This is a genomic window from Candidatus Izemoplasma sp., assembly GCF_982632705.1.
The window spans coordinates 1-17,261 of the sequence record NZ_CEXEES010000007.1; the positions used below are offsets into that span (position 1 = coordinate 1).

Below are 17,261 nucleotides of genomic sequence, written 5' to 3' on the forward strand. Positions count from 1 at the left end.
TCCTTTTACAATGTTATGTAGGGGGAATTACTCCCCCCTACAAATCATTATATTGTAATTGTTTCTATATTAGAATTTTTATTATTATTTACTATTAATTGAAAGGATCTGCTGGGTAGTCTTCTAATGTTAACTCTGGATATAAAGTTGTAACTTGTTCTACAAATTCAGCCCAAGCTTCATCCCATGTAACAGTTCCTAAGAAGTAATCCTTGAATGCGTTTTGAATAGATTCGTTTAGTCCTTGATCATAAGGTGAAATATTTGACATATCAATTGTTGAAGCTGATTCGTTAAATAATGCGATATGATTTTGTCCACCTAAGAATGGAGAACCGTAAGTATCATCATTTGCAATTGCATCCATTGCATCCATGTGATTTGTATAATCTTCTGTATCTAAAGTGATATCAGTCATGATATTTTCATTCATTGTCATTTTCATCATGATATCTGCAACTAATGTAGGATTATCAGTACCTTTTGCTCCTACTAACCAAGTTCCACCCCAGTAAAAACTAGCTGGACCTTCGATAACACGGTATTGTCCAAATAAACCATTTCCAAGTTCAGCTGGTTGCTCTGAATCTGCTAATGAACCACCACTTAATACGAAGTTAATTCCCCAAGTTGAGAAGAAGAACCCGAATGCTGATCCGTTAGGACCCATATCTGTAAACCATTCTTGGCTCCATAAACCTGAACCATTGTTATAACCGTTATCGCTATAAGTTTTAGTTTGTTTGATCCATTCAATGATTTGATCATCTACAATGATTTCGCTATCTTCGTTTACCCATGGTGCTGATGTGTTATTTGAATAAGCACGGTATGCATCATCATAACCTGAGATCATTGCATATCCTGCAGCTTTCATATCTACTGCAGCTGCATCGAATTTAGTCCAGTTATTTAATAACGCTTGAACTGCTACTGGATCTGAAGTTCCTAAAACTGTCTCAGCAACATCAGTACGGTATGCAAATAACCCTGGAGTTGCTTGCCAAGAAACTGCTCTTAATACACCTGAATCATCAGTTACGATGTCTTTAGTATATTGGTATTGTTGATCTAAAGTAGTTTCAGGAATTCCTAAATCACCTTTAACATCTAATGCATATAAGTCATTTGCATATTTTTTTGCATAATCAGCTTCGATTAAGAACATATCGATCTTATCGTCTGCTGAAGCATTATCTTGATTTAATAAAGCTGTATCTAAAGCATTTTGATAACCATTGTTATCATTTGCTACTTGGATCCAGTTAACGATTGTTCCATCGTCTAATAAATCTGTACCATCTTCAAGAGTTCTTAAATATCCTGGATAATAGTTTCTGAAACGTCCGATAAATTCATCGTTCCACACTCTGATATTTAATACTGCTCCTTCTTCTTGAAACTCTGTAGGTTCTGTACTCTCACTCCCACAAGCAACTAAACTTAATGTAAGTACAAAAGCTGCTAATAACATTAAAACTTTTTTCATTTCTGTGTAATCCTCCTATTTTTTATTGATATCCTTAACTGTTTGCCCTTGTTGCAAACATCCTCGAATCATCTTTGGTTTCTTAACAAATGATTTTGGTTTCTCAATTTGTGATAATAACTTCTTAACAGCTACTTTTCCAATTTCGGTACTGTCCTGTTTATACGAAGTTAATACTGGTCTTAAAATCCTTGATAAGAAAATTCCATCATACCCAACAACTGATATGTCTTCAGGTATCTTTAAACCGTGCTTCTCTATTTCTGTTGCTCCACCCATGTATGAGTAATCATCTGGGTAGATGATGCAAGTAGGTCTTTCATCTAATGCAAGTAATTCTCTCGTCATCAAACCTGCTTTTTGTGGGAAGTGATATAAAGCTTCTTTGATATATTTCTTATCTACTTCGATACCTAAATCCTCACATGTCTTATAAAACGATCCCAAACGGTGAGATGTTACTGTTGTTTGTTCACCATGGATAAATGCGATTTTGCGATGTCCTTTTTCATATATATATTTAACAATAGTTTCTAGACCGTCTTCATTATCTGAAAGTACCGCGGATCTATTATTAAATATATGATCGATTGTAACTACTGGAATTTCTGATTTAACCAACTCAACGATTTCCTCATTGTTAAAGTCCGCAGTTACTACAAGAACGCCATCACATCTTCTGTATCTCGCATGGTTTAAGAAAGAAAGTGTGCTTTCACCTATGTTATTCGATACAAAGGTGAAATCATAACCAGCTTCTTTTAGCTCATCTCTAATACTGTTTAGCATTGTAGAGAAATACTCATGTCCTAAACCTGCTCTTGTTTTGTCTTCGTATACAACACCAATATTATAAGATCTATTTGTTTTTAGAATTCTAGCTGATGAATTGGCTACGTATCCCAATTCATTAGCAACTCTTATAATCTGATCTGTAATTTCTTCACTAATCTCGTGACTATGTCTTAATGCCTTACTTACAGTACCGACAGACACACCCATTATCTCAGCAATATCTTTTAGTTTTACCATTCTTTTTATCACCTCAAAAATTTCACGCAAACGATTGCGTACTTAATACGTTATTATACTATCAAACCCAAAAATCAATGTCAACAGATTAGAAGACACAAAATGTAACCGCTTTATTTGGTAATATAGACAAAATGGCTTGATTAAAACAAAAACCTTGTAAACCCTTACGATATCGTTTGCGTATTTTCGTAAAATATCGTACTTGACATCTCTTTTTTCTTTAGTAGGAAAACTAAATTACAATTATTTAGTTGATTCCTACTAAGTTACTTCACATAAAGGAAATGTCATTTTCCTATATATAATGGTATCCAAATCTTCTACTTCTTTCCAAAGAGCATTAGTTGCTGCTGGAATCATTACTGAAGAAGACGTTATCAAAGGACGTTTCTAAAACAAATTCAAATAAATAAAGAAAAACCATATTCAATCGAATATGGTTTTTTTATAGCTCTATTTCTAATTCCTCTTCAGCTTCAATAATGAACTGCTCCATGAATTTTAGTTTTCTTGTGTATATTTCTTTAGAATAATCATAATGTAGTTTCTCTATGTTCTTGTGAAAACTAGGGATATATTTTTTTGTTCTAAGTATTACTGATTTATAAGATACTTCATCTTTTTCGTGTTGTTCCGCAAGCGTATCCCACAATATGCAAACTGCACCAACTTCATCAAGTTCATCTGCGTCCATTAAGATGTAGGATTCTTTACATAAATCAGGTGTATCATTTCTATTATGATATAGCACACCTTCTAATACTTTTTCTTTGAAGTTTTGATCTAACTCAAAACCGTCTAGAAAGAGTTTAGATTCATTATATGATGTGATTGCATGGTTTTGTATTCCGTCCCAAGCACAATCATGTAAGATTGCGGAGTATGTTAATACTTCTATATCTCCACCCAGTACTTTCTGTAATCTTTCTGCCCACATCAATACCCTTAGTGTATGTCTGAATCTAGAGCGAAATGGATAGTTGGGTCTATTACTTTGTTCTATCTTTTTTTTGGTAAACTCTAAAGCGAGTTCCTTTGTTAGTTTCATATTATCCTCTACTTATCTCATGCATGATTATTGATCCTGCTACACCTACGTTTAAGCTTTCAACGTTTGTATTTATCGATATGTTTTTATATGTGTTTCTTAATACTTCTTTGGAAACTCCAGCACCCTCATTACCAAGTATTAAAGCGATTTTGTCGTGTTGCTCAATATTGTCTATTGTTTCTCCATTCATTGCTGTACCATAGTATTTGAAGTCTTGATTTTGATGTATAAACTCAAGAGTGTTTTGTTCAATTATGTTTAGTTTAAATATGTTACCTTGTGTTGCTCTTATTACTTTCTCGTTATAAAGATCACATGTATTATCTAAGACCACTGTGTTAAACCCGAATCCTAAGGCAGAACGAAGTAACGTTCCTAGGTTCCCTGGATCTTGTACTTGTTCTAAAATAAGTACTTTGTCTGTGATATCTGTCTTATTTATTTTCTCGCAGATACATAAGACACCTTGTGGTTTTTTGGTTTGCGAAATTTTCTCTAGTACTTGATCCGTTACATAAATAACTTTGTCACCAATGATGGTTTCATCAGTGGTAAATATTGTTTTTATGTTTCCGTGTTTTTGTGCTTCTTCATACAGATGATATCCTTCCATTACAAATTGGTTTCGTTCATCTCTATTTCTCTTTTTATGTAGTTTTACTGTGTCTTTAATTAATTGATTATTTATACTAGAAATTTTCATAGTACACCTCTTAGTCCATATTATTGAATTCGTAATTCTTATATGTTTTTACTTCTTTTCTTTTTGATAAATCTTTACCAACTAGTTTCTCATTAATGATGATACCTATTATTAGAATTAAAACACCTATTCCAAGATAGAAATATGCGCTAAAATGAATAACCATTTCTGTTTCTGCGTCATTGCTCGAAGACCTATCAATACCATAATTAACATCTGTGTCTAATGTTGTACGTGATAGTTCAGTTACTACATTTCCGTTTTGGGTTACCACTTTAGTAACAGCCTTTTTATCTTGATCAGCTTCAGTATCATACGTGTCAATGTAGTAATAATACACAGTGTTTTCTTCTTCAATAACATACCATGAATCAAGTATCTCATCTTCTTGTATCGTAAAACCTATATAATCCTCAAAAAACTCTTTTGAAGGCTCAATTCTTTTTTCTTCTGGATTCAGTGTGAATCCTACACCAATAGCAATAACGATAATTCCTACAATAATTACTCTTACGTTTCTGTATAAAAATTCTTTCATTATTTCATCCCCTTTTATAAAAGTATATATTTTGTTTATTCTTGTAAATCTAGAATCTATTTTCTTGGTATAAATCCACCAGAACTGAAGAACCCAGAAATAATGTTCCACCTACCAGAATTGTTACTTAAAATGGATGTTCTATTTGCGAAAACACTTATAAGTAAAATGAAGGTTCCCACGATGATAAAAGGTAAGGATACATTGGTTCCTACCGTTTCAATGATTCTTGCATTTTCTTTAGTCGATAAAGCTTCGAAATATTCAGTTGATCCATGTTCATGAATAGTCCAAGATATCACATACCTGTTACGATCATCAACATATTCATAATTGCCTTCAATCTCTAACAAGGAAATTATTCCGTCTTCTTGCCTAACATAGTAATACGTTGTTTCCATTGGACCATAAATAACCCATTCATCTGTGATATAGCTTCCTAAATCTAAGTTTGTGTAATAATCACTCTCCACCTACTGGAAGTATTATAGTTCTTCTTAACATATAGATCAAACCCTCTTCTATTAGTTGCTATCTCAGTTGGTATTGTAGCTTATATTCCCTTAATACCATAAATCAGTACTGCTAATCCTAATATTAATCCAAATACTTTTACTAAACTGATTCTATCCATAGTCTTCCCACCCTGTACTTTCATTGTTAATTATATCATAGTATGAGTATTTTCAAATGTCATATTTGTCATAAAAAAACGGAGTTATTTACTCCGTTTCAAGACCCTCGTTAATCCAACCCTGAATTCCATCTGTTAAGTTATAAATCTCTGTGAATCCTTCATCATGAAAGATCATAGCAGCTGTTACACTTCTATTTCCACTGTTACACATTATAACAACAGGTTTGTCTTTATCTAGTTGGTCTAATAATGAATAATCTAGTTCTAAGTTATATAAATTGATTTGAATATCAAATCCAGGAATATATTCCTCATCATACTCTAGTAATGTTCTTACATCTACAAATTGATAATCCTCAGGATTTTCAAGCATTTCAACTAATTCATCATTGGATATATTTGTATACTCTTTGTTTCCACATCCAGATAATGTAAATGCCATAACAGTTATTAATAGTAATACAATAATTCTCTTCATAAATTCACCTCGAATATATTATATTTCATTATTAGTTCGTTTGCAAACTATATGTTTTGCTTAAAATGAGTTTTTATGTCTAGTTGTTGGTTCTTGTTTAGCAATGAAAGATCAAGAATATACTTTCTTCCATCTTTTAGTGTAATAGTAACAAGCAATTTATTTGCTAACATTGAATGTGGTTCCTCATATGTTACATTTGCTATATTAGTATAACGAAATAATCTTTTAGAACCACTATCTTGTTCACAATCAAGTAGTTCTATTTTTTGCCTGAAGTTTGTTTTAAAGAAATCTTCATCAAACGATATATACTTAAAAACAATCGTAAATGAAAGCATATATAATATTAAGATCATTGCAATTGAGAAATATAGGATAAATGATTCATTATTGAATGCAAGTATAATGAAAAAAACATTCAACAGCATTACAATAATTGATGACGTATAAGGTCTATACGTTCTCATTTCCTAATACCTCACTGACCACAAACCCTTCAAAAGTAATATCTCTATGGTTTTTAGCGTCGCAGATCATGTATTTAGTCTTTTCAACTGTTTCATTTATTATTGTCTCGTAGTCAAAGTGTTTTTCATATTGAAGACACTTTCTCATATTAGGTGCTGTGGTTGGTTTCTTAGGTACATAGACAGTACAACAGTCTTCAAATGGCTTAATACTTGTTAAGTAGCAATCTATTTTTTTACTGATATCTATAATATCTAATTTATCATATGTTGAAAGTGGTCTAACGATTGGCATTGTTACAGTACGACTTACAACATCCATTGATTTTAGAGTTTGAGATGCGACTTGTCCTATTGACTCACCGTTTATTAGTATGATGTTATTGTTCTCTAAAGCGATACGTTCAGCGATACGATACATCATTCTTCTCATGATTGTAATATTATAAGATTCCGGTATAAACTCAAGTAATGCTTGATGCATTTTTTCAAATGGAACCATATATAATTTGATCTTAGAACGTGGAGCAAATGCTGCCATTTTTTCTGATAAATCAATTACTTTTTGAGCTGATTCTATACTTGTTAGTGGAGTAGATTCAAAGTGAATACATTCAATTTCTACACCTTGTTTCATAGCTAGGAAACCAGCAACTGGTGAATCAATTCCACCACTTAACATTAACAATCCTTTTCCAGCCACACCAACAGGGAATCCTCCCATACCTTTTATCTTTTTGCAATATAAGAAGGCTGCATCAGGTCTAACTTCAACATGAAGTGTTAATTCAGGATTATGAACATCTACTTTTAAAAGTTCAGTATTAATTAGAACGTGTTTCGCTACTAACTTACTAACTTCTTGGGATGTTATAGGATATGTTTTATCACTTCTTTTAGATTCTACTTTAAAAGTAACAACTTCTCCTTTTAATTCTCCTTGAACGACTTCTAATGCTCTTTTATTGATTGATTCGATGTCTTTCTCTACTTTAGATACAAGACTATAACTGCGTAAACCTGATACTCTATCAAGTCCTTTGATTACTTCATTATGATCTTCACCATTTAATAAAATATATAATCTATCATGGTTTCTTTCATATTTTACGTTATCATTATTAACTTTTTCTCTTATAAGGTTATTTACCTTATCTATAAACATTTTTTTGTTTTTACCTTTAAGTGTTAGATCACCATATCTAACTAAGATTCTTTCATACATTCTACCGACTCCTTTAGTTCAAAGATATAATAACACAATTGTTTGCAATTTTATAATATTTTGTTAAAATCTTTATAGGTGATAATTATGTTTATAGCTATCGAAAAAGGTAAGACCAAAGAAGAGAATTATGAATTGATATTAGAGAATCAAAAATACCTATTAGTAAGTGATGATGATTTTATTACATCACTATCAAATCTAAGTGCATTACTTAATTACTTCTTAGAAGATATTAACTGGGTTGGATTCTATCTTTATGATGGAACAAAGTTATACTTAGGTCCATTCCAAGGGTTACCTGCTTGTACAGAAATTAAGCTAGGAATTGGCGTTTGTGGAAACAGTGCAAAAGATAAAGAAACTTATATCGTGGATGACGTACATGAGTTTCCTGGTCATATCGCTTGCGACAGCAATTCAAGTAGTGAAATTGTCGTACCAATCATTAAAGATAATAGGCTTATTGGAGTACTAGATATTGATTCTCCGATTAAGAAAAGATTTAGCGAAATGGATAAAAACTATTTAGAGAAGGTAGTATCGAAATTAGTTGACATTCTTTAATACTTTCTATATAATATAGAAGCGCATATGTAATAAAGGCAGCAAAATAATGAATTTATTTTCTGCTGAATGTTCCGTAAAGGGTTGATAGTAATCATGGCTGACCTTGGTGAAATCATTAGAACATTCTGATTAATAGATCGTTATTACTCTTGTGAAAAAATAAAAGGAGGAATACATTATGGCACGTTATACAGGACCTAGCTGGAAAAAAGCTAGAAGATTAAAATTCAGTATCAGTGAAACTGGTAAAGAATTAGGTAAAAGACCTTATGCTCCAGGACAACATGGACAAAGAAGAGGGAAATTATCTGAGTACGGAACTCAATTACAAGAAAAGCAAAAAGTAAGATTTACTTATGGTGTAAGTGAGAAGCAATTCAAGAAAATTTTTGAAGCAGCTAAAAAATTACAAGGTAAACAAGGTGAAAACTTCTTATTCTTATTAGAATCAAGATTAGATAACTTAGTTTATAGAGCTGGATTAGCAAGTACAAGACGCCAATCAAGACAATTAGTAAATCACGGACATGTTTTAGTTGATGGACGCAAAGTAGATATCCCATCTTACAGAGTACAACCTGGACAAGTTTTCACTTTAGGTGAAAAAGCTCGTAAATTTGAAATCGTTAAAAATGCTTTAGAAGCTCAAGTTACAAGACTTGAATTCGTAAGTTTCGATGATAACAAGTTTGAAGCAACTTATATCCGTTTACCTGAAAGACAAGAAATCTTAACTGACATTAAAGAAAACTTAATCGTTGAATATTACAACAGATAAATAAAAAGCATCCATTGGATGCTTTTTTTATTTACTCTAAATCTAGATAAAATAGTATGGTATAATTTTTGATATGGAGGGGATTAAATGAAAAAAATAATAACGATAATCTTAGCAATATCATTTACATTATTTTTAACTGCATGTGAGGAAAAGGTTGAACAAAGAACATTGGATTGTTCGAATGAAGATGGATTTTATATTGAAGTAGTTGTAGAAAAGGACAGACTAATCTCTGTTAATGAAGAAGGAGATATACTTACAAGAGAACATGATGTAGAAGAAATATTAGAAATTGAATTTTTTATCAAAGAGGAATACCAAGATGATGATTTCTTTGATTTTTTAGATGATGTACATGATCGTTTTACCGATTCTGAGGAAGAAGCGATGACTTGTTCAATTGAAACTGAAAATGTATCTTTTGTTGAGTATCAAAATGAAATTGATTTCAATGGGGAAATAGGAGTAAATGCTGAGAAAGATTCTGTCTTAGCAGATGCACTTGCAATTGAAAATGCAGCTAAATTATACTGTTCACAAACTACTTGTGCATCAGATCAAGAATTAACATGGACAGAGCTAGAACCGTATACAATGGGTATCGATAATGAGTATTTTGATTTTACAAACAACTCAGGGGTACTAGCTACAAAGGAAGCCAATGGTTGGACCGTAGATATGGAAGCAGATGGCACTGGTGAATGGGAGTTAATTCAAGATTCAGTTCCTTCATCATGTGATAGAGATTGCATTATTGAAGATATAGATTAAAAAAAGCATCCAATTGGATGCTTTTTTAATACTCATATCTTTTTACTCGTTTTTTATAGACTTCATACATAGCTTCTCTTTTGGTTTTAGCTTCTTCAAAGTTTTCCATTGGTATATACTTTATGCTTGTCATATCTTTGTTATCATGCATCCAAGTAATCTTGGATTTTTCGTTGTTGTAGTGATACTTAACTTGCTGTTTTATATTCTTACCAGTTTCAGTTTTGAAGGCTATTCCAATGTGCTTTACTTTCCCTTGATGCTTCACAATGTATAACCCGTTTTTTCTTGGTGCGAACCATTTTGCAAATGGAAATTTCCAGAACATAAATATCCCTCCTTCTATTACATTATACCTTATAAGGAGAAAGTTTCTTTAATAATTTTTGCAACTTGTTTCGGAGATTTGCTTGTGTTATCAATCTTAATATAATTCTTATATTTAATTTCTCCATCATGTGATGTCATTCTATGACGTCCCATTGATGAAACAATTTCTTTTTGAGACCACTCTATATTACGTTTGGTCCATTTTTTATTTAGTCTGTTTTCAGTAATATTTCTTTCTTGACGTGTTTCTAAATCACTATATAATTCTACATAGTATTTATCTGCGTCTTTGAAAATCTTGTCATTCTTTTCAATATAATCCCAGTCGGCTTTTGAATCAAAGTCCCAGATCATTGTGAAAATGAGTCCAGGTTTATTGTATTCAACAATGCCGTTCATTATATCTTCTCTGAATTTAATTATTAATCCAACACCTTCATCCCATGTTAAATACTTCAAGACAAGATCTATTGTTGTATGATTATGAAATAATGGAAGGTTTGTTAGTTTCTCTAATTCCTCTCCGACTGTCATTTTACCAACTGCATGTGGCCCAAATATCATTATGTATTTCATAGTATCACCCCTCGTTTATAAAAGTATATCATAAAAAAAGACGAATTAATCGTCTTTTATATTAAATTTATTTTTTAACAGCAGCGTTAACCAATGCTAAGAATGAATCGCTATCTAAACTAGCTCCACCAACTAAGGCACCATCAATGTCACTCATTGATAATAACTCGTCTACGTTTGCAGGTTTAACAGATCCACCATATTGAATACGAACTGCATCAGATACTTTTTCTGAGTATAATCCTTTTACAACGTTACGGATTTCTTTGATTGTATCATTTGCCATTTCAGAAGTAGCTGTTTTACCAGTTCCGATTGCCCAGATTGGTTCGTAAGCTATTACTAATGACATTACTTGTTCATTTGATAATCCTTTTAACCCAGCTTCAACTTGACCTTTAATAAAATTGTCAGTTTCTCCAGATTCTCTTAATTCTAAACTTTCTCCACAACACATAATTGGTACTAAGTTGTAGTTGAATGCTTGATGTACTTTTTTGTTTACATCACTATCTGTTTCATTGTAGTATGCACGTCTTTCACTGTGTCCAATGACAACGTAAGTTACTCCAATGTTTTCTAGTAATGGTGCACTAACTTCACCTGTGTAAGCTCCTGAATCTAAGTAATGCATGTTTTGTGCTCCGACTCTTAAGTTATCCCCTTGTCTTTTAACAAGATCTCTAAGGATTGGTGCAGGTGCACATACAACGCTTTCTACAAATTCATTTGAAGGTACGTTTTGGTTTATATTGTAAATAAATTGTAATGCTTCGTCTCTGGTTTTGTGCATTTTCCAGTTTCCAGCAATAATTGGTTTTCTCATTTTTTTTCGTCCTTATCCTAATAGTTTTTCGATACTTTGTAATGCTTTTTCGCTATCTGGTCCTTTGGCAACAATTTTAATGTTTTCTCCATTTGGAATTGCTAAACTCATAAGTCCTAGAATGCTTTTAGCATCTACTATTTTATCTTCGTACTGTAATTCTACTTCAACATCAAACTTGCTTGCAGTTTGAACTAGCTTTGATGCAAGTGATGCATGTAATCCTACAGTGCTTTTTAACTCAATTATTTTTTCCATATCAGTATGTCCTTTCTAAAACATTGGTGGTGTACTTACCCACAAAATTCTAGCGATTGTACTTGATGTATTCTCGATGTAGTGAAATTTATTCGCCATATAGTAAAATGAATTACCCTTTGTACAAACATATCTTTTCTTCCCAACACGCAATACGATTTCGCCTTCTAATACATATCCGAACTCTTCACCAGTGTGAGGTTCATCTTTAAATGAAGTACCACCTGGTTCAATTTCAATAATGATTGGTTCCATTTCGTATTTCTGTGCGTTTGGAACAATCCACTTTATAGTGTGGTTATATTCATCATCAACTTTTATACCAAAATCTTCTTCTGTGAATACATATGCATTTTCTTCTGTGGATTCACTGAAGAATTCTCCAAGACTAGTACCTAGTACTTCTAATATATAATCAAGAGTTGAAATTGATGGTGATGTCAGGTTGTTTTCAATTTGTGAAATAAACCCTTTTGTCAACTCGCATCTGTTTGCAAGTTCTTCTTGTGTTAGACCGTTTTCCAGTCTAAGTTCTTTTATTTTTAAGCCAATACCGTCAAGCATTTATAGTTCATCAACACATTCTACACCAGGAAGTAATTTACCTTCTAGATATTCTAGAGAAGCTCCTCCACCTGTAGAAATATGTGTGAATTTATCAGCAAAACCTAAATTGATTGCAGCAGCAGCACTGTCTCCACCACCGATAATTGTTGTTGCACCTTCTAAGTTAGCAAGTGTTTCACAAACACCAATAGTTCCTCCAGCAAAGTTACTAAATTCAAATACACCAACTGGTCCATTCCATACAACTGTTTTAGCATCTTTTAAAATTTCTGCGTATTTTTTAATTGTTTGTGGTCCAGCGTCTAATCCCATTTCATCAGGTTTCACATCATCAAATGATGCGATTCTGATTTCTGAATCGTTACTGAATTCTTTTGTCACTTTAAGGTCAACTGGTAATACAAGTTTTCCATCTGCTTTTGCTAATAATTCTTTTGCTAAATCTAATTTATCATCTTCACAAATTGAAGTTCCAATTTCATAACCTTGTTGTTTGAAGAATGTATAACTCATTCCTCCACCAATTAATATTTTATCAGCAATCTTTAATAAGTTTTCAATAACACCAATTTTGTCTCCAACTTTTGCTCCACCTAAGATAGCAACAAAAGGTCTTTCAGGTGCTTCAACAACTCCACCAATAAACTTAATTTCTTTTTCTAATAAATATCCTGCAGCTACTTCATCAATATTAGCAGCAATACCTACGTTTGATGCATGTGATCTATGAGCAGTACCGAATGCATCGTTTACAAATACATCTCCAAGTGATGCCCAGTATTTTCCTAGTTCAGGATCATTTTTACTTTCTTTTTTACCATCAACATCTTCAAATCTTGTGTTTTCAAACATCAATACTTGTCCGTCTTCTAAATTGTTGATAGCGGCTTCTAATTCTGTACCTCTTGTAAATGGTACGAATAGTACATCTTGACCTAATTTTTCTGATAAGCTTTTTGCAACTGGTGCTAAGCTTTTTCCTGCTTTATCTTCTTCTGTTTTTACTCTTCCTAAATGTGAGAATAAGATAACTTTACCCTTACGTCCTACAACATCTTGAATAGTAGGCAACGCTTGAACGATTCTGTTATCATCTGTGATAACTCCATCCTTCATCGGTACATTGAAATCTACTCTTATTAATACTTTTTTACTCTCAACATTCATGTCTCTAACAATCTTTTTTGCCATTGTATGAATCCTCCAATTTTATTTCTTCACTAATATTATACAAGATTTTCATAGTAAAATCTATCAATAAGTCCATAGTGTAAACACTTTCTTTTTGCGTAATTATCAACTAAAGCGTTTGCTTTTTGTAATTGGTTCATCCATATGTGTCGGCTTATTGAAACTTCAAGAATATTTCCACTGACAAAACTTAGTTTTAATCCCGAATAACTTTTCCTTACTTCACAGACATTAAAGAGGTTAATTAAGGCACAATCATAATTTCTAATACTATGAGTGGGAACCAGTAAAATATCCTCAGAGACAAAAAATGGTACTTTTGATTTTGACTGTAATAGATGTTTACTAAATTCAATTCTTCCATTCATACTAGATCCATCGTTTAAACATAGTTCCTGTATATATGAAACCAATCCTTTATTTTCTTTAAATGATTTGTTACTTACAATAAATACACCATCTATACATCGTTTTATATAATCCATATTATCACCATCACTATTATATAATGTAATTCTTATCAATTCAGGTATATTTTATTGAAAAATACAAAAGAAAAAGAGACTGGTTAGTCTCTTTGCTTTCTTACATTTGCTAATAAGTAGAACAAGTATGTAACAAATACTAGTAAAGATAATGAGAATATCAAATATATGAAATTAAACTCCCACTTACCAATATGTGTTACTGTTCCAAAGTTCCAAAACCACTCTAATGGTGTTCCTTTTTCAGTGTGGTGTGCATAAAAGTAATTAGAGAACTTTCCGTAGTACACACCAAACAGATTGTTAATAATTATACTACTGAAAAAGATGATTCCAATTAGTCTAGCAGTCTTTTTAAATGTAGACCAACTTATATGTACAAAATCATTAAAGAATGCCCACGCAGCAATTACAACGATTAGAATATGACCTACAATATAAGCGATACCTCTAAGTGTTAGAATATTTGAATAATTTGCTAGGCTATCTGCGAACAAAATTGATAAGAATGCTGCAAGCATATTCAAGCTGAATGCTAAACTAAATGATACTTTGTCCATTTTGATGAATGCATACAGTAATACAAAGTTTGCAAAATGGCAAACTTGAAGTGGTGCTAATTCAATATTGAACTCTTTATTATTCATAAATATTTCGTAGTTTCGTAAGAACAAAACTAGTACAGCGATTGATGATAAAACAATTCCTAAGATTCGTTTCTTTTCAAAAGATAAGTTTCTAGCTGAATAATGTAATACCACCGTAAAAAATATTGGTGATAGAATGAATAGCTAATGCCAAATACTCCACATTGTGAACGTCATAAAATCTCCTCCATACAAGAAAAATTATACTATAAAACTAGATAAAAAAAAGGCTGAAATCAGCCTTTACTTTTTGATTAGTCTTAATTCTGTTTCTGGATCAAAGAAATGCACTTTACTCATATCAAATGCTAGTTCTATAACGTCTCCAATTGAGATATCTGTTCTTGCATTTACTTTTGCAGTAATTGATTCAGATCCGATTGTAGCATGGATGTTTGTTTCAGCACCAAGTAACTCAGCAACTTCAACAGTCATTTTTACTAATGAATCTTCATACATTGCTTTTTGTTTGTCTTGATCATGGATATGTTCAGGTCTAACTCCTAAGATTAAATCTTGATCTTCCATTTTATTATCTTTGATAATTTGTAGTTTTTCTTCAGGTACTACAACGTTGATTCCTTCACCAACGAATTTGTTTCCTGCGATTTTACCACTTAGGAAGTTCATTGGAGGTGTTCCAATAAATCCACCTACGAAAATATTGTTTGGGTTGTCATAAATGTCTTTTGGAGCTCCAACTTGTTGGATATATCCATCTTTCATTACAACGATTCTAGATGCCATTGTCATTGCTTCTATCTGGTCATGTGTTACATAGATAGTAGTTGTTCCAATACGCTCATGTAATTTAATGATTTCAGCACGCATAGCTACACGTAATTTTGCATCTAAGTTTGATAGTGGCTCATCCATTAAGAATACTTTTGCATCCCTAACAATTGCACGTCCTAAAGCAACACGTTGGCGTTGTCCACCAGATAATGCTTTTGGTTTACGATCTAAATAAGGTGTTAATCCTAAAATGTCTGCAGCGTTTTGAACTCTTTTGTCAATTTCGTCTTTAGGCATTTTTCTTAGTTTTAATCCGAAAGCCATATTATCATAAACACTCATATGTGGATATAATGCATAACTTTGGAAAACCATTGCTATGTTTCTATCTTTAGGTGCTACATCATTAACTAATACATTATCGATGTATAACTCACCAGCACTAATTTCTTCTAATCCTGCAACCATTCTTAATGTTGTAGATTTCCCACAACCAGATGGTCCTACAAAAACGATAAATTCTTTATCTTTTACTTCTAATTGGAAATCAAATACCGCTTGAACTCCATTGTCATATACTTTGTCTAATCCTTTGAACTGTAAACTTGCCATAAATATACATCTCCTTTAATCTAATATTTACTCTATTACATTATATAAAAAATACTAATACATTGCTATGTGCAAGATGCACAAAGAAATTGGCATTAGTACTTAAATAACATATAAACTGCATTAGCACCTTTAAAGGTCCTAACGTTTATATCTGTTGCTGATATGAAATTATCTAATCTGTAATTAAGGGTGTTTCTATGCATATATAGTTTCTTCGCACTAAGTGAACTATTTAGATTATTCTCAATAAATTCTCTAACAGTATGAATTACTTCAATATTCGTTTTCATTGTTAGATACTCAATAATCAGTTTTCGTAGTCCATCTTTTTGTTTTAATACAACATAGGGAATAATATCTTCAAAGAAATAAACATTTCTAGGTAACTCAACTAGTATTTGTTTGATCCAATTTCCCAGTGGAAATTCTTCTTCTAGGTATGGTTCTATAAACATTGTGACATCTCCACCGAAATCTTCTTGAATAAGTTCCTGAAAAGAAACCAAATCAATTGGTTCTTCGTTATTATAATCAGAATCTGTGATTGTAATTAAATTGTTTTCAATTGAGTCTACTACAATATTCTCGTTAATAGAACCGAATAATGATTCTAGTTCTGAATTAAGAGGATTTTGGTAAACATACACTTTTCTATTCATAGATTTCACCTATCGTTATTATAACATAAAAAAAAGTAGAAAAACTACTTTAATTTACGTTGTTAATGATTCCTACAACCATTAATGATATAGCCAACCAGATAAATGATACAGAAAACCAGATAAAGTTTACACGTTCTTTATTTTCTATTGTTACATATGATATTGTGTGAATAAATAATCCTGCTACTATTACAATAAAATAGCCTAGCATTCCAATGTTTGATAAGTCAAAGTAATCAAATAATAGAACTACAGATATTCCTATTGCGTGAATAAGTGGCATAAGGAAGAATACTATTTTTTGAAAGAGTAGATCCTCGTTGGGATTCTCTTCTTTTACCTTTGCTTCTTTTTGAAGTATTTCATCGATTGATACATCGTATAAATCTGCGATAGCACTTAATGTTTGAATATCAGGAATGCTTTCTCCGGTTTCCCATCTTGATACTGCTTGATATGTTACATTTAGCTTTTCAGCTAAATCAGCTTGTGTCATTTCGTATGATTTTCTTTTACCTAATAGATATTTTCCAATTTCTTTGTTGTTCATTGTATCACCTCTGTCATAACTATATTATACCACACATGTTTTGACAATAAATAGGAAATAGATTTACTCAA

23 protein-coding genes are annotated in these 17,261 nt (G+C 31.9%); 3 read left to right on the plus strand and 20 right to left on the minus strand.

The genetic code is table 11. The annotated features are described in order from the left end of the window. Positions 1–94 precede the first annotated feature (94 nt). From AC2LE6_RS01690 to thiI, 9 genes are all read right to left on the minus strand, one after another. Positions 95–1,489, minus strand: a complete 1,395-nt coding sequence (locus AC2LE6_RS01690) for a carbohydrate ABC transporter substrate-binding protein (protein WP_484477505.1) — start codon at positions 1,487–1,489, stop codon at positions 95–97. Positions 1,490–1,504: 15 nt separating this feature from the next. Then, the gene (locus AC2LE6_RS01695; RefSeq protein ID WP_484477506.1) at positions 1,505–2,521 is read right to left on the minus strand and encodes a LacI family DNA-binding transcriptional regulator; all 1,017 of its coding nucleotides are present in this window, start codon (positions 2,519–2,521) and stop codon (positions 1,505–1,507) included. A gap of 448 nt (positions 2,522–2,969) precedes the next feature. Continuing rightward, positions 2,970–3,572, minus strand: coding sequence for an HD domain-containing protein (locus AC2LE6_RS01700; RefSeq protein WP_484477507.1), 603 nt, complete (start codon positions 3,570–3,572; stop codon positions 2,970–2,972). Position 3,573: 1 nt separating this feature from the next. Next, the gene (locus AC2LE6_RS01705) at positions 3,574–4,278 is read right to left on the minus strand and encodes a TrmH family RNA methyltransferase (RefSeq protein ID WP_484477508.1); all 705 of its coding nucleotides are present in this window, start codon (positions 4,276–4,278) and stop codon (positions 3,574–3,576) included. 10 nt (positions 4,279–4,288) lie between these two features. Then, positions 4,289–4,816: a hypothetical protein gene (locus tag AC2LE6_RS01710; RefSeq protein WP_484477509.1), complete on the minus strand. Its 528-nt coding sequence runs from the start codon at positions 4,814–4,816 to the stop codon at positions 4,289–4,291. Between the two features lie 56 nt (positions 4,817–4,872). Further along, a complete protein-coding gene (locus AC2LE6_RS01715; RefSeq protein WP_484477510.1) occupies positions 4,873–5,289 on the minus strand; it encodes a hypothetical protein in 417 nt (138 codons plus the stop codon). Positions 5,290–5,538: 249 nt separating this feature from the next. Then, positions 5,539–5,931 carry a rhodanese-like domain-containing protein gene (locus AC2LE6_RS01720; RefSeq protein ID WP_484477511.1) on the minus strand — a complete coding sequence of 131 codons (393 nt, stop codon included), beginning with the start codon at positions 5,929–5,931 and terminating at the stop codon, positions 5,539–5,541. Between the two features lie 47 nt (positions 5,932–5,978). Then, positions 5,979–6,401 (minus strand): hypothetical protein, encoded by a 423-nt coding sequence (locus tag AC2LE6_RS01725; protein ID WP_484477512.1) that lies wholly within the window; start codon positions 6,399–6,401, stop codon positions 5,979–5,981. Next, positions 6,388–7,626 carry a tRNA uracil 4-sulfurtransferase ThiI gene (gene thiI / locus AC2LE6_RS01730; RefSeq protein WP_484477513.1) on the minus strand — a complete coding sequence of 413 codons (1,239 nt, stop codon included), beginning with the start codon at positions 7,624–7,626 and terminating at the stop codon, positions 6,388–6,390. The genes AC2LE6_RS01725 and thiI overlap by 14 nt, the downstream gene beginning before the upstream one ends. Before the next feature lie 87 nt (positions 7,627–7,713). Here thiI and AC2LE6_RS01735 point away from each other — a divergent pair, with 87 nt between their 5' ends. The 3 genes from AC2LE6_RS01735 to AC2LE6_RS01745 all read left to right on the plus strand — a co-directional run bounded on the left by AC2LE6_RS01735 (position 7,714) and on the right by AC2LE6_RS01745 (position 9,748). Beyond that, entirely contained in the window at positions 7,714–8,193 is a 480-nt protein-coding gene (locus AC2LE6_RS01735) for a GAF domain-containing protein (RefSeq protein ID WP_484477514.1), read from the plus strand. Positions 8,194–8,374: 181 nt separating this feature from the next. Further along, positions 8,375–8,974 carry a 30S ribosomal protein S4 gene (rpsD, locus tag AC2LE6_RS01740; protein WP_484477515.1) on the plus strand — a complete coding sequence of 200 codons (600 nt, stop codon included), beginning with the start codon at positions 8,375–8,377 and terminating at the stop codon, positions 8,972–8,974. Between the two features lie 87 nt (positions 8,975–9,061). Further along, positions 9,062–9,748 carry a hypothetical protein gene (locus AC2LE6_RS01745; protein WP_484477516.1) on the plus strand — a complete coding sequence of 229 codons (687 nt, stop codon included), beginning with the start codon at positions 9,062–9,064 and terminating at the stop codon, positions 9,746–9,748. A gap of 25 nt (positions 9,749–9,773) precedes the next feature. Here AC2LE6_RS01745 and AC2LE6_RS01750 read toward each other — a convergent pair whose 3' ends face one another. From AC2LE6_RS01750 to AC2LE6_RS01800, 11 genes are all read right to left on the minus strand, one after another. After that, entirely contained in the window at positions 9,774–10,076 is a 303-nt protein-coding gene (locus tag AC2LE6_RS01750; RefSeq protein ID WP_484477517.1) for a hypothetical protein, read from the minus strand. A 29-nt stretch (positions 10,077–10,105) separates the two neighbouring features. Beyond that, positions 10,106–10,654 (minus strand): DEAD/DEAH box helicase family protein, encoded by a 549-nt coding sequence (locus AC2LE6_RS01755; protein ID WP_484477518.1) that lies wholly within the window; start codon positions 10,652–10,654, stop codon positions 10,106–10,108. A gap of 67 nt (positions 10,655–10,721) precedes the next feature. Then, positions 10,722–11,480, minus strand: a complete 759-nt coding sequence (gene tpiA, locus AC2LE6_RS01760) for a triose-phosphate isomerase (protein ID WP_484477519.1) — start codon at positions 11,478–11,480, stop codon at positions 10,722–10,724. 12 nt (positions 11,481–11,492) lie between these two features. Further along, positions 11,493–11,738: an HPr family phosphocarrier protein gene (locus AC2LE6_RS01765; RefSeq protein WP_484477520.1), complete on the minus strand. Its 246-nt coding sequence runs from the start codon at positions 11,736–11,738 to the stop codon at positions 11,493–11,495. A 15-nt stretch (positions 11,739–11,753) separates the two neighbouring features. Then, positions 11,754–12,302, minus strand: coding sequence for a cupin domain-containing protein (locus AC2LE6_RS01770; RefSeq protein ID WP_484477521.1), 549 nt, complete (start codon positions 12,300–12,302; stop codon positions 11,754–11,756). Continuing rightward, positions 12,303–13,496 (minus strand): phosphoglycerate kinase, encoded by a 1,194-nt coding sequence (locus AC2LE6_RS01775; protein WP_484477522.1) that lies wholly within the window; start codon positions 13,494–13,496, stop codon positions 12,303–12,305. It lies immediately after the preceding gene. 35 nt (positions 13,497–13,531) lie between these two features. Next, complete coding sequence (locus AC2LE6_RS01780; RefSeq protein ID WP_484477523.1) at positions 13,532–13,981, minus strand: competence protein ComK; 450 nt, start codon at positions 13,979–13,981, stop codon at positions 13,532–13,534. Between the two features lie 83 nt (positions 13,982–14,064). Then, complete coding sequence (locus tag AC2LE6_RS01785; protein ID WP_484477548.1) at positions 14,065–14,766, minus strand: TMEM164 family acyltransferase; 702 nt, start codon at positions 14,764–14,766, stop codon at positions 14,065–14,067. Positions 14,767–14,871: 105 nt separating this feature from the next. Next, positions 14,872–15,975: an ABC transporter ATP-binding protein gene (locus AC2LE6_RS01790; RefSeq protein WP_484477524.1), complete on the minus strand. Its 1,104-nt coding sequence runs from the start codon at positions 15,973–15,975 to the stop codon at positions 14,872–14,874. Positions 15,976–16,070: 95 nt separating this feature from the next. Further along, a complete protein-coding gene (locus AC2LE6_RS01795) occupies positions 16,071–16,637 on the minus strand; it encodes a helix-turn-helix domain-containing protein (RefSeq protein ID WP_484477525.1) in 567 nt (188 codons plus the stop codon). A gap of 49 nt (positions 16,638–16,686) precedes the next feature. After that, positions 16,687–17,190: a helix-turn-helix domain-containing protein gene (locus AC2LE6_RS01800; protein WP_484477526.1), complete on the minus strand. Its 504-nt coding sequence runs from the start codon at positions 17,188–17,190 to the stop codon at positions 16,687–16,689. Positions 17,191–17,261: the final 71 nt, after the last annotated feature.